Raw genomic sequence first — 12862 nt, forward strand, 5'->3', positions numbered from 1 at the left:
GTAGTAAAGCAATATGCTTTCTAGCAATGTGAATTACAACAATTATCATCTTTCACCAATTTACAAGATATTACTGCAAGTAATGCCCCTAGTATGGGAGCTGTTATATATAACCATAAATGTTCGTAGTGACCTGATATAATTGCCGGAGCTAATGATCTTATCGGGTTCATAGAAGCTTTTGTCATCGGTCCTGCAAACATAGCTTCCAGTAATACGACTCCACCAATAGCAATTCCTGCCATAACTCCAACTTCCTTGCTTCCGGTTGAAACATTGATAATTGTAAGCATTAAAAAGAACGTTAATAGTAATTCCAAAATAAAAGCTCGCCATGGAGTTAGTATAGGAATTGTAGCTCCGTAATATTCACTATTTGGAAAAAGAACCCAAAGTATTGTACTTGCTAATAAAGCTCCTATAAATTGCGCTATGATATATTTAGGCACCTCTTTCCATGAGAATTTTTTAGCAAAGGCAAAAGCAATGGTTACAGCCGGATTAAAATGAGCTCCGGAAGTTTCACCAAAAGCATAAATCATAGCCATAACAATTAATCCCCAAGTAATTGCCACTCCGATGTGAGTTACTTCTCCTCCTGTGACTTCATTGATAGTCATTGCTCCTGTACCGCAAAAAATAAGAGAGAACGTTCCTATAATTTCAGAAATATATTTTTTCATGTTTACAAAGATACGTTCACTTATTTTAAGTTTTTGTTAACATTAATAGCTATTTTTCATCGTAATTTTAGCAAACTAATTAAAAACAAAAACCATCATATAATGAGAAAACTTCTATTAAGTTTATTTGTTGTTGCGTTGTCAGCAAACATAAACGCACAAGTACAAACTCCAGCCCCTAGCCCTTCTTCTAAATTAGAACAAAAAGTAGGTTTAACTGACGTAACCGTTGAATATTCAAGACCGGGAATGAGAGGAAGAGCTATTTTCGGAAATTTAGTTCCTTACGGAAAAGTATGGAGAACCGGAGCTAATGCTAACACAAAAATTACCTTTAGTGATGATGTTACTATTGATGGAAAAGAACTAAAAAAAGGAACATACGCTATTTACACAAAGCCAAATCAAAATTCTTGGGAAGTTATTTTCTATTCTGATAGCAATAACTGGGGAACACCAAGAGAGTGGAAAGATGAAAACGTGGCATTAACAACTACTGCTAAGGTTGAAAATATGCCAATGAAAATAGAAACTTTTACTATTTCAATTGATGATGTTACTACCAACTCAGCAGTTTTAGGTATCTTATGGGAAAATGCTTATGTTGGTGTTAAATTTAGCACCCCTACAGACAAAGGTGTAGAAGCTAGCATTGCTAAAATTATGAGTGGTCCTTCTGCTGATGATTATTATGCTGCAGCTGTATACTACTTAAGAGAAGGTAAAGATATTCAAAAGGCTAAAGGTTGGATAAATAAGGCTGTTGATATGACTAAAGAGCAACCTCGTTTTTGGTTTCAACGTCAACAATCTTTAATTTTAGCTAAAGCAGGTGATAAAAAAGGTGCCATTAAAGCTGCACAAGCATCATTAGCCGGAGCCGAAAAAGCTGGTAATGATAATTACATAAAAATGAACAAAGAGTTTTTAGCTGATATGAAGTAACCTTTTAATTCATAATAAATAAAAAATCCCGGATTTTCACCGGGATTTTTTATTTATTCAAGAGTCATTCTCATTTTTAATAAGTGTCTTTGAAAGCCTACTTTTTCATAAGCTTTAATAGCTCCGTAATTACTATCATACACATCTAACCTAACTTCATCTATATCTTGACTACGTACCCAATTAAACAGCGCTTCTACTACTAATTTATTTATACCTCTACCTCTACGTGATGGTTTTGTATACATAAACCCTAAATATGCAAACTTGCTGAATTTAAAGTATGATTTTGGTATAAATATACTAGCATAACCGGAAGCTATTATTTCATTATTCTCTTCTGCAACAATAAGTTCTACCTCATCAGAGGCAATCATTTTTTCTATATTATAGTATGATATTTTGCCTTCTTTAAAAGTACTGTCAAAAGGACGTTCTGCTTTGATTAACTCTTGTTCAAAATCTAATAATATAGGTAAATCTTCAAGTATTGCTTTTCTAGTAGTTACCATTTTCTCCCATTATTTTTTACTTCATTATTCCTAAATGGATAATTCGTCCTCCCGATTGGTTTACTGGATTAACACTTTTACCTACTACAATTCCTTTTTCAGGTGCATAATACTTTTTAATAGTGTTCCCAAAAACATCTCTAACCGTAGCAATATGATCGTCTTTCTCAACTATTTCTCTTAAATCCACATGCACTGTAAGCAAACCTCCTTCTTGTGTGTATAACCAATACGACTTATAACACTCTATAGTATCATTATCTGAAGTATCAATTTCATCATCAATAATTCCTAAATATGATAATACATTATGTACCCCGGAAACTCCACTTTTAATTACTTTTTTCTGAAAACTATGTGGATTTCCAACTTCGATAGTAATAGAGGGAACTCCTAGTTCTTCAGCTGCCCCTCTTAAAGTTCCATCAGACGGAGGTGTATGCACAATGATTTCAGCATCTTGTAGCAACGCCAATTTTCTGGTGATTTCATTATTCATGTCACTTCTAATGTAAAATGAATTCACTCTTCCAAAACTGGCAGTATGCAAATCTAACAGGTAATCAAATTTGGTAACTATTAAATTTAAAAATCTATTAGCATATACTTCGCTGGCATTTCCATTAGGTTTTCCCGGCATTATTCTATTAATATCGGCTCCATCACTAAACACCCTGGTTCCTCTAACATATGAAGGAATATTAACAATAGGAATTCCTACAATAGTGCCTTTCATATTATTAGTATCTAAATCTCTAAACAGCCTTTGAATTACCGATATACCATTTAGTTCATTTCCATGAACCGCAGCAGTAACTCCAACAACAATACCATCCTCTTTCCCTCTTGCAACCATAACAGGAATGTTAATAGGCATTCCTAAAGCATTGGTTGTTAACTTTAACCAATAATTTTGTATCGTATTTTTAGGTGTATCGCTAATTTTTAACTCTTCTATATATTTTACCCCCTCATTCATATATTAAATTTTATGAGTATAATTCGTTTAATAAAGTTGAGTCATTATTTAATGAACTGAATAACTTCTTTTTAAACTTTCCTTTTGAGTTAACTAAACTCATACACATTTTATCTATAGCAATAGTGGACAATACGGTTTGTATAAATGTTTCAATTAAATCATCAATTCCTAATCCTAACCTATTATAATCTCTTCTATCCATAATCAGTAAACGATTGGTATCAGATGACCATTGGTTGTCTCCTAACTTAACTGATAAATTAGTTCCCAAAATTTGCCATGAATCTTTACTATCTTTTAAATCATCAACTAACGGAAGTAAAGCTCTTCTTGAGTACATACATAAAGGTTTAATTCCATCTTTAGTACTACTCACCATCATACGAATATCAGACACATAGGTTTCTCCTTTTGTATTTGGCATTGTACCTACATGATAATACTTCCCTTTTTTACTAATAGAACTCCAATTATAATTACCTATTAAACTTTGTACTATAAATCGCTCATACTCGATATCTAACTTCATAAACTCTTCCAACTCTTCTTCATTTACTATCGTGTATACTCCTTGACCTGCATTACTATACGGTATTTTAATTACCGCTTGTCCTCCCAATTTTTTTACCCATAACGGAATTTCATTTTTACTAACATCCCATATAGTATCCGGTATGTTAATTTTCATTCCGTGTTCTTCCAGTTCTGTATTATAAATATCGTAAGCTTTAGCAGCTACCATTTTATTTCTACCTCCGGCTAAACAGGTAATAATTGGGTTTAATATTTTAGTTTTACTGGCTATTGGAAATCTGTTCCATGGTTTTTGAGTTACATACCTGAAAATACCTCTCAAAGGAATCCATTCTCCTTCATGTTTTAAGTAGAATATTTCTTTTTCTATTTTAATATGATCATTTTCTTTGTTAGAAAAATACGGAACTAAAAAAATATTTTCTTTAAAAACATTAGCTATAACTCCGGCATACCCGGAAGTTTCCATATAATTTTTATCGTATAAAACAGCAATTCTACCATCTTTTACCAGATTTCGTTGCCTTCTATCTAAAATAGGCTTAAATGTTCTTTCTATAAGTAATCTATATGACCCCTCTTCTTTATTATCATCTAACAGAGGCATAGATTTTTGACCGGATGGACAAGAGTTATTTTCAATAATAACCATATTTTTATCTCCATCAGCAGAGGTAGAATTGATTAAATCTGCTCCTCCCCACAAAAAGTATTTACATTCATATGATAATATTTCGTGTAACTTTTCTTTATTAACTTTAGGGTGTAAATGGCAATATCTGGCTATAATTCTTTCTTTATCTAAGTTTAAAAAGAAATTCACCATTGGATGAATGGTAGCGTTTAAAGCCTTAGGATACCAATGATTTTCATTGTTAAATGAATTAGGTTTCACAACCTCAATGTTTGTCATCTTACTTTTATTATTTTTAAATTTAAATCTGAATATAGATACTTCAGACAATTTAAAAGTAGTAAAAAAACAGATGTTATAACTGTTATTTTTGATTATTTATAAACAACATTCTTGAAGTACTTTCTATTAAAAAAGCCAGTAAAATTACAATACCACAGCCTAAAGCATTTAGCCATAAATAAGGTAACCAATCTATATACCAAACAGCTATAATAATAATCTGTGTAATAATAGCAGCTATAAAAACAGCATTTCCTTTTACATAGTTTGCAAAAAATGCTAACAGAAAAATTCCCAGCACATTTCCATAAAAAATAGAACCTATAATATTAACCAACTGTATTAAATTATCAAACAAATTAGCTATACAGGCTACTAAAATAGCCAGGATTCCCCACGCTAGTGTAAACCATTTAGACATGGTTACGTAATGCTTTTCATTATACTCTTTAGTAACATTTCTTTTATATAAATCTATAGCAGTTGTTGACGCCAAGGCATTTAATTCTGATGCTGTAGAAGACATAGCGGCTGAAAGAATTACAGCCAACAACAATCCTATTAATCCTTTAGGTAAATATTTTAAAATAAACTGAATGAATACATAATCTTTATCATTAGTTTCAACCTCTGCATCTGCTTTTTTAAGTAATACTTTAGCCTCTTCTTTTAACGCTGTGTCTTGTTTATTTAATTCTTGTATGCGTGTTTTAACATCGGTTGTTAATTCACCATATACTAATTGTTTTTTTTGCTCTTCTATTTCTTTATGCTGCAACTCTAGTTTTTCATAAGCAGCAGCATATTCAGATTTATTAATTACTTCCTGTGCCTTAGGGTTAAAGTTTATAGGAGCACTATTAAATTGGTAAAAAACAAACACCATAACTCCTACCAATAAAATAAAAAATTGCATCGGAACCTTTAGCAATCCGTTAAAAATAAGACCTAGTTGACTTTCTCTTAACGATTTTCCGGAAAGATAACGTTGAACCTGACTTTGATCGGTACCAAAATAAGACAGCATTAAAAAAGTACCACCTAACAAACCTGTCCAAACTGTATAACGATTATTCAAATCCCAAGAAAAATCTAACACTTTCATTTTATGGTTAGCTCCTGCAATTTCAAGAGCTTTTATAAAAGTGATTCCTTCGGGCAAGTATTGTAAAATGACATAAAAAGCAATAAACATTCCTATAAATATAACTGCCATTTGCTGTTTTTGCGTAACACTTACCGCTTTGGTTCCGCCTGAAACCGTATAAACAATTACTAAAATACCTATTACGATATTCAATACAACTAAATCCCAACCTAATACCGCCGACAAAATAATAGCAGGAGCAAAAATGGTTATTCCGGCAGCCAACCCTCTTTGAATAAGAAATAGTATAGCTGTTAGAGTTCTGGTTTTCTTATCAAACCTTCCTTCTAAATATTCATACGCAGTATATACATTTAACTTATGGTAAATAGGAATAAACACCAAGCAAATGATTACCATAGCAATAGGTAAACCGAAATAAAACTGAACAAACCCCATTCCACTATGAAAAGCTTGTCCGGGTGTAGATAAAAAAGTGATGGCACTTGCTTGAGTTGCCATTACAGACAAACCAATAGTCCACCACTTTGTTTCATTACCTCCTTTAATATATTCTTCAACGCTTTTACTTCCTCTTGTTTTCCAAGCTCCGTAAACAACAATAAATAATAAGGTTACGGAAAGAACTATCCAATCAATACTCTGCATATCTATCTACTGTGTAAATTTATTCATGATTATATAAAACAACACTATGTAAATTAAATTTGCTACGAGTACTAAAGTATATTCGCGTTTCCAACTATATTTCTGGGGGCTCATATATTAAAATTTTATTTTTTTGGTTCTTCAAAAAAGCTATCTGCTAATGAAGCTTGAGTTACCAATGCTGAAGAAAACTGTAAAGGTTCTCTTGCCGGTTCGGTAGGATTACCCTTTTCATCTTTCTTGTACCAAGTTAGAGATTTAGGTAACAGCAAACCGTTAACATTTTCCCAATCGTTATAACGAATTATGTTAAATTTATCAGAGGGCTTTTTAGAAAAATACGTAACCGTATAGCCTAACCATTCCATTTGATAGCTTTCCGGGTTGTAATATATAAAATAATTATCATCAGGAGAAGTTCCTACATTGGCTTTATATGATATTTTAATTCCCGGATATGATTTCCCTTCAAAAGTTAGAGGCTCAGTATCCGAATACACAATTCCGTCATCGGCTAACACAAAAGGCATGGCATAAAAGTAAAAATATAAGTTGTAGTAAAAATCAGGTTTTCCTTTAAAAGCTGTAGAATCTTGTTGGCTAAGCCATACTTTTTCACCATCATAACCTAATGAATAAGCATCTGAGCTTACTACTGTTTTTCTGGTTGGTAAATCTACCGTATGTTCTTCACCGTTTACAGAAAAAGACATGGTTTTAGCGTTCTTCCATGTTTTAATACCTCCATGTTTTTCTAACACTTTAGCTAATGCTTCCGGATATTTTTCTTTTTGAATTTCTTCTTTTTCTTCTTTTTTAGCAGATGTTTTGCATGAACTAATAAGTAAGCTTACCGTAAATAGTAGAATTATTTTTTTCATTTTAACGTATAAAGTTTATTCTTTGGTCTGTCGAAAAAACACAATAAAATTACAATGTAAGCATAAAAAAATCCTGAATATATATTCAGGATTCTATTTTTATTCTTTACAAAACAACTAGTCTTTATGCATAAAACGTTGCTTTGCCAATAACTCGTCTTCAGTTTCTACGTTGTTATCATCAGGAACACAACAATCTACCGGACAAACAGCAGCACACTGTGGTTCTTCATGAAAACCTTTACATTCTGTACACTTATCTGCCACAATGTAATAAATTTCATCAGAAATAGGTTCTTGTTCCTCATTTGCGTTTACTTTTCTTCCGTTAGGTAACACAACATCACCTTCCAGGTCGGTACCATCGGCATAACGCCAATCATCAGCACCTTCATATATAGCTGTATTTGGGCACTCCGGTTCACAAGCACCACAATTTATACACTCATCTGTTATTATAATTGCCATAATAAATCACTTTCAGTTTTGTAACTTTGCAAACGCAAAAATAGTTCCAATTTAATTTAGAACCAATATAAATGGAAAATATAAAAAGCAGAATAGACGCTTTTAGTAAATTAGGCGACTTTTTAAGTCAGTTTTCTAACCAAGAAATCACCAAAAAAGAAAATATTCCTTTTAACGATTTATTCTTTGACGGATTTAAACATCAATTAAAAATAGCAGAAGAAAACAATTCATGGTTTACCAAAGATAATTTACTTTTTACTACCGAAAACTGGTCAAAAGCTTTAACTAAAGATAATCTAGAGCATTGGATTACTAATGAATCTATTGGTGCTAATACGCCTAAAAAAATAGCCATTATAATGGCCGGAAACATTCCTCTTGTTGGTTTTCATGATTTTTTATCAGTACTAATTTCCGGACATTCTGTGATAGTAAAACAATCTTCTAACGATAAACATTTACTTCCTTTCTTAGCTAAGTATTTAGAATATGTTGCTCCGGAATTAAAAGGAAAAATTTCATTTACCGAAGGGAAGTTATCTGATTTTGATGCTGTAATAGCAACAGGAAGTGATAACACCGCAAGATATTTTGAATACTATTTTAAAGGAAAACCAAATATCATTAGAAAAAACAGAAACTCTGTAGCTGTTATTACCGGAAACGAAACAGAAAAAGATTTTGAAAAGCTAAGTGAAGATATTTTCAGATACTTTGGTTTAGGCTGTCGTTCAGTTTCTAAACTTTTTGTTCCTAAAGATTTTGATTTTGATTATTTTTTTAGAGGAATGTACAACTCTCATGAAATAATCAACACTGTTAAATATGCTAATAATTATGATTATAATAAAGCAGTGTATTTAATGAGCGAATTTGATATTTTAGAAAATGGCTTTTTAATGATTAAAGAAGATGAAAGTTATGCCTCTCCTATTGCCACCGTTTTTTATGAATATTACGATGATTCTGACAATTTAAAAATTAAATTATATGAAGATCGTGATAAAATTCAATGTGTTGTGGCTAATAATTTCATTGAAAATGAAATAGCTTTTGGACAAACACAATACCCTAATCTTTGGGATTATGCCGATGGTATTAATACCTTAGACTTTTTAGCTAAACTATAAGGTTTACACTTTTATAATTTGCATCTTTGTTAACTAACACGCATCTATAATGAAAAAACATAATTTTAGCGCCGGGCCTTGTATTTTACCGGAAGAAGTATTACAGAAAGCTTCTGAAGCTATTATCAATTTTAATAATGACAATTTATCATTAATTGAAATTTCTCATAGAAGTAAACCATTTGTTCAGGTTATTGAAAAAGCAAGAAGTTTAGCGTTAGAACTTCTTGGTCTTGAAAATAAAGGGTATCAGGCTCTTTTTTTACAAGGGGGTGCCAGTTTTCAATTTTTAATGACTGCTTATAATTTACTAAATAAAAAAGCAGCATACCTAAATACGGGAACTTGGAGTAGCAATGCTATTAAAGAAGCTAAACTTTTTGGTGATTTAGTAGAAGTTGCTACTTCTAAAGACAAAAACTTTAACTACATTCCTAAAAACTATACGGTACCTACAGATGTAGATTATTTTCACTGTACCAGTAATAATACAATATACGGTACACAAATAAAAAGTTTCCCTTCAGTTTCTGTTCCAATGATTTGTGACATGAGCTCTGATATCTTTTCACGTCAGTTAGACTTTTCACAATTTGATTTAATTTATGCAGGTGCTCAAAAAAATATGGGACCAGCCGGAGCTACTTTAGTGGTCGTTAAAGAAGATATTTTAGGAAAAGTAGAACGTACCATTCCGTCTATGTTAAATTACCAACTACATATTGCTAAAGAGAGCATGTTTAACACACCTCCTGTATTTTCAGTATATGTTTCTATGTTAACATTAGAGTGGTTAAAAGACTTAGGAGGCATTAAATTTATAGAAAAAGTTAACGAACAAAAATCAGCTCTTTTATATCATGAAATTGATAGAAACCCTCTTTTTAAAGGTGTAGTAGAAAAAGAAGACAGAAGTCATATGAATGCAACATTTACATTGACTGACGCTTCCTTAACTGAAAAATTTGACACGCTATGGAAAGAAGCCAATATAAATGGACTACACGGTCATAGAAGTGCAGGTGGCTACAGAGCAAGCATGTATAATGCCTTACCTTTGTATAGTGTTCAGGCTTTAGTAGATGTTATGCAAGAACTTGAAAGAAAAGCTTAAAAAACTATAATTATATTTTAGAAAAACTGATAATGAAAATATTAGCAAATGATGGAATTTCTATAAGCGGAATTGCAGCTTTAGAAAAAGGAGGATTTGAAGTTATTAATACTAACGTAGCACAAGAACAACTTGAAAATTATATCAATGATAACTCTATTGATGCTATTTTAGTGGGGCCAACAACCCAAGTACGTCAGGAATTAATTGAAGCTTGCCCTAGTATCAAGCTTATTGGTAAAGCCGGTGCTGATTTAGATACTATTGATGTTGACTTTGCACGTGAAAACGGGGTTCATGTAATACATACCACAGAAGCTGCCGCTAATGCCATTGCAGAACTTGTATTTGCTCATTTATTTGGAATGGTGCGTTTTTTACATCAATCTAACAGAGATATGCCTCTTGAAGGTGACAGCAGATTTAATGCCTTAAAAAAACAATATGCTACCGGAACCGAATTAAAAGGGAAAACATTAGGTATAATCGGAACGGATTCTGCTGCAAATGAAGTAGCTAAAATTGCTATTGGTATTGGCATGAATGTTCTTTTTGTTACCGATAATGCTGAAGAAAAAAACATTACACTTAATTTTTATAACGGTCAGTCTATAAGCTTTACTCCGGAAACTGTTTCATTACAAGAAGTATTAAAAAAATCAGATTTTATTACGTTACATGTTTCAAACCAAAATGAATATGTTATTGGTACCCAAGAATTAAGTAGTATGAAAGATGGTTCAGGTATTATTAACGTTTCTTATGGTGGCGCTTTAGATGAAATAGCATTGGTAAATGCTATTGAAGACGGGAAAATTAAATATGCGGCTTTAGATGTTTTTGAAAACCAACCAACTCCGGAAATACAATTGTTAATGAATCCTGAAATATCGTTTACACCACATATTGGTTCTTCAACAATTGAAGCTAAAGCAAAAATAGATCTTGAATTAGCAAAACAACTTATTGAATTACTTTCAGAATAAACCATGGCAATTGTAAAACCTTTTAAAGCAATTAGAGCTACTCGTGACAAAGTAGCTTTGGTTTCTTCCAAATCATACGAAATTTATACCAATGACCAACTAAATGCTAAGTTGGCCTTTAACCCTTATACGTTTTTACACGTTATTAACCCGGGATATAAATATCACCAAAAAGAAATTACAGGAGAACAACGCTTTAAATTAGTTCACAACAGATACCTTGAATTTAAAGAAGACGGCTACTTAACTCAAGATGAAGTACCCGGATTTTATATTTATCAAAAAACAACTTCTAACCACACTTATTGTGGAATAATTGCCGCTACTTCTGTATATGATTACCACAACAACGTAATTAAAAAACACGAAAGTACTTTACATCAAAGAGAGCTGTTATTTGAAGAATATTTAAAAAATACGGGGTTTAATGCTGAGCCCGTTTTACTCACCTATCCTGATAATACCGTTATTAATTCTATCATAGAAAAATATCGTGTTAACAGGCCTGAGTATGAATTTACTACAACCGATAAAGATTTACATTTACTTTGGATTATTAGTGATGCTGAAGATATTGAAAAAATGATCTCTGCCTTTGGAAAAGTAAATACGCTTTATATAGCTGACGGACATCATCGTTCAACATCTTCTTGCATGTTGGCAGAAAATTTAGCGAAACAAAATCCACAGCATACGGGTAATGAAGCGTACAACTTTTTTATGAGTTACCTTTTACCCGAAAGTCAGTTATGTGTATATGAATTTAATCGATTTATTAAAGATTTAAACGGCTTAACTTCTGAAGAGTTTTTAATCGAATTAGATACTGTTTTTAAAATTGAAAATAAAGGTCAGGAATTATATAAGCCCAAAGAAAAACATCATTTTAGCATGTATTTAGACGGCAATTTTTATTCTTTAACCTTACGTAAATCTGCCTATCAATTTACCGATGAACTAAGTAAATTAGATGCTCAAATTTTATACAAAACGGTTCTAAAACCTATTTTGGGAATTGATGATATCAGAAACAATTCTAAAATAATTTATTCTCAAAATAAATCTGGCGGACTGGAATTAAAAACTAAAGTTGATGAAGGCTCTTTCAGGGTTTCTTTCGGAATGCTGGCAACCAGTATTCAAGAAATAAAAGACATCGTAGATGCCGGACTCATTATGCCTCCTAAAACTACCTATATTGAACCTAAATTAAGAAGTGCTTTAACTATTTATGAATTTTAACAGTTCACCTTATACCTAAAATGATTACAAAAAATTTACACCACATTAAAAGCAGTTTACCTGAACATGTAACCTTAGTAGCGGTTTCAAAAACTAAACCTATTGCTGATATTCAAGAAGCTTACGATGCCGGTCAACGAGTTTTTGGCGAAAATAAAATTCAGGAAATGGTTACCAAGTATGAAGCTCTTCCTAAAGATATAGAATGGCACATGATTGGGCATCTTCAAAAAAATAAAGTAAAGTATATGGCGCACTTTGTGAACTTAATTCACGGAGTTGACAGCTTAAAAACACTAGAGGAAATAAACAAACAAGCGGCAAAACATAATAGAACTATCAATTGTCTTTTACAGGCTAAAATAGCTAAAGAAGATTCAAAGTTTGGTTTATCATTTAATGAAATTGAAGCGATACTTTCTTCAGAAGAAATAACCAAACTTAACAACATAAATATTTCAGGGCTTATGGGGATGGCAACCTTTACAGAAGATGAAAATCAACTGTCAGAAGAATTCTCATCTCTATATAACTTCTATAGTAAGCTAAAAGAAACCTACCCTACACTAACCACACTATCAATGGGAATGAGTGGTGATTATGAGTTAGCTATAGAAAAAGGCAGTAATATGGTTAGAATAGGTAGCTCTATATTTGGTGTTAGAAATTATATTGCTTAGATTTACATTAATCAGCTTAGAAATTTTAAA

At 31.9% G+C, this 12862-nt stretch carries 13 protein-coding genes; 6 read left to right on the forward strand and 7 right to left on the reverse strand.

Annotated features, from left to right (window positions below; genetic code table 11):
- Positions 1-20 precede the first annotated feature (20 nt).
- Positions 21-683, reverse strand: coding sequence for an aquaporin (locus tag ACQY1Q_RS10955; RefSeq protein WP_431005361.1), 663 nt, complete (start codon positions 681-683; stop codon positions 21-23).
- A 102-nt stretch (positions 684-785) separates the two neighbouring features.
- On the opposite strand from ACQY1Q_RS10955, the gene ACQY1Q_RS10960 reads away from it, so the two are divergent.
- Positions 786-1628: a DUF2911 domain-containing protein gene (locus ACQY1Q_RS10960; RefSeq protein ID WP_431005362.1), complete on the forward strand. Its 843-nt coding sequence runs from the start codon at positions 786-788 to the stop codon at positions 1626-1628.
- 53 nt (positions 1629-1681) lie between these two features.
- Here ACQY1Q_RS10960 and ACQY1Q_RS10965 read toward each other — a convergent pair whose 3' ends face one another.
- From ACQY1Q_RS10965 to ACQY1Q_RS10990, 6 genes are all read right to left on the reverse strand, one after another.
- Entirely contained in the window at positions 1682-2140 is a 459-nt protein-coding gene (locus tag ACQY1Q_RS10965; RefSeq protein ID WP_431005363.1) for a GNAT family N-acetyltransferase, read from the reverse strand.
- Positions 2141-2156: 16 nt separating this feature from the next.
- Positions 2157-3119, reverse strand: coding sequence for a succinylglutamate desuccinylase/aspartoacylase family protein (locus ACQY1Q_RS10970; protein WP_431005364.1), 963 nt, complete (start codon positions 3117-3119; stop codon positions 2157-2159).
- A 10-nt stretch (positions 3120-3129) separates the two neighbouring features.
- Positions 3130-4569 (reverse strand): hypothetical protein, encoded by a 1440-nt coding sequence (locus tag ACQY1Q_RS10975; RefSeq protein WP_431005365.1) that lies wholly within the window; start codon positions 4567-4569, stop codon positions 3130-3132.
- An 85-nt stretch (positions 4570-4654) separates the two neighbouring features.
- A complete protein-coding gene (locus ACQY1Q_RS10980) occupies positions 4655-6328 on the reverse strand; it encodes a sodium:solute symporter (RefSeq protein ID WP_431005366.1) in 1674 nt (557 codons plus the stop codon).
- 125 nt (positions 6329-6453) lie between these two features.
- A complete protein-coding gene (locus ACQY1Q_RS10985; protein ID WP_431005367.1) occupies positions 6454-7209 on the reverse strand; it encodes a DUF6503 family protein in 756 nt (251 codons plus the stop codon).
- A gap of 117 nt (positions 7210-7326) precedes the next feature.
- Positions 7327-7677: a 4Fe-4S dicluster domain-containing protein gene (locus tag ACQY1Q_RS10990; protein WP_431005368.1), complete on the reverse strand. Its 351-nt coding sequence runs from the start codon at positions 7675-7677 to the stop codon at positions 7327-7329.
- 71 nt (positions 7678-7748) lie between these two features.
- On the opposite strand from ACQY1Q_RS10990, the gene ACQY1Q_RS10995 reads away from it, so the two are divergent.
- Genes ACQY1Q_RS10995 through ACQY1Q_RS11015 form a run of 5 tightly spaced genes read left to right on the forward strand, consistent with a single transcriptional unit; the run spans position 7749 to position 12832 of the window.
- The gene (locus ACQY1Q_RS10995; protein ID WP_431005369.1) at positions 7749-8810 is read left to right on the forward strand and encodes an acyl-CoA reductase; all 1062 of its coding nucleotides are present in this window, start codon (positions 7749-7751) and stop codon (positions 8808-8810) included.
- A 49-nt stretch (positions 8811-8859) separates the two neighbouring features.
- Positions 8860-9924 carry a 3-phosphoserine/phosphohydroxythreonine transaminase gene (gene serC, locus ACQY1Q_RS11000; protein WP_431005370.1) on the forward strand — a complete coding sequence of 355 codons (1065 nt, stop codon included), beginning with the start codon at positions 8860-8862 and terminating at the stop codon, positions 9922-9924.
- A gap of 32 nt (positions 9925-9956) precedes the next feature.
- The gene (locus ACQY1Q_RS11005) at positions 9957-10910 is read left to right on the forward strand and encodes an NAD(P)-dependent oxidoreductase (RefSeq protein WP_431005371.1); all 954 of its coding nucleotides are present in this window, start codon (positions 9957-9959) and stop codon (positions 10908-10910) included.
- 3 nt (positions 10911-10913) lie between these two features.
- A complete protein-coding gene (locus ACQY1Q_RS11010) occupies positions 10914-12152 on the forward strand; it encodes a DUF1015 domain-containing protein (protein WP_431005372.1) in 1239 nt (412 codons plus the stop codon).
- A 20-nt stretch (positions 12153-12172) separates the two neighbouring features.
- Entirely contained in the window at positions 12173-12832 is a 660-nt protein-coding gene (locus ACQY1Q_RS11015) for a YggS family pyridoxal phosphate-dependent enzyme (RefSeq protein ID WP_431005373.1), read from the forward strand.
- Positions 12833-12862 lie beyond the last annotated feature (30 nt).

The sequence above is a fragment of the Tenacibaculum sp. TC6 genome, assembly GCF_050606265.1.
In the GTDB taxonomy this organism is placed as follows: Bacteria; Bacteroidota; Bacteroidia; order Flavobacteriales; family Flavobacteriaceae; genus Polaribacter.

What these genes read in the sequence shown, in the direction of transcription:
- ACQY1Q_RS10955 (WP_431005361.1), bottom strand. Translation starts at nt 683, where the DNA reads ATGAAAAAATATATTTCTGAAATTATAGGAACGTTCTCTCTTATTTTT.
- ACQY1Q_RS10960 (WP_431005362.1), top strand. Translation starts at nt 786, where the DNA reads ATGAGAAAACTTCTATTAAGTTTATTTGTTGTTGCGTTGTCAGCAAAC.
- ACQY1Q_RS10965 (WP_431005363.1), bottom strand. Translation starts at nt 2,140, where the DNA reads ATGGTAACTACTAGAAAAGCAATACTTGAAGATTTACCTATATTATTA.
- ACQY1Q_RS10970 (WP_431005364.1), bottom strand. Translation starts at nt 3,119, where the DNA reads ATGAATGAGGGGGTAAAATATATAGAAGAGTTAAAAATTAGCGATACA.
- ACQY1Q_RS10975 (WP_431005365.1), bottom strand. Translation starts at nt 4,569, where the DNA reads ATGACAAACATTGAGGTTGTGAAACCTAATTCATTTAACAATGAAAAT.
- ACQY1Q_RS10980 (WP_431005366.1), bottom strand. Translation starts at nt 6,328, where the DNA reads ATGCAGAGTATTGATTGGATAGTTCTTTCCGTAACCTTATTATTTATT.
- ACQY1Q_RS10985 (WP_431005367.1), bottom strand. Translation starts at nt 7,209, where the DNA reads ATGAAAAAAATAATTCTACTATTTACGGTAAGCTTACTTATTAGTTCA.
- ACQY1Q_RS10990 (WP_431005368.1), bottom strand. Translation starts at nt 7,677, where the DNA reads ATGGCAATTATAATAACAGATGAGTGTATAAATTGTGGTGCTTGTGAA.
- ACQY1Q_RS10995 (WP_431005369.1), top strand. Translation starts at nt 7,749, where the DNA reads ATGGAAAATATAAAAAGCAGAATAGACGCTTTTAGTAAATTAGGCGAC.
- serC (WP_431005370.1), top strand. Translation starts at nt 8,860, where the DNA reads ATGAAAAAACATAATTTTAGCGCCGGGCCTTGTATTTTACCGGAAGAA.
- ACQY1Q_RS11005 (WP_431005371.1), top strand. Translation starts at nt 9,957, where the DNA reads ATGAAAATATTAGCAAATGATGGAATTTCTATAAGCGGAATTGCAGCT.
- ACQY1Q_RS11010 (WP_431005372.1), top strand. Translation starts at nt 10,914, where the DNA reads ATGGCAATTGTAAAACCTTTTAAAGCAATTAGAGCTACTCGTGACAAA.
- ACQY1Q_RS11015 (WP_431005373.1), top strand. Translation starts at nt 12,173, where the DNA reads ATGATTACAAAAAATTTACACCACATTAAAAGCAGTTTACCTGAACAT.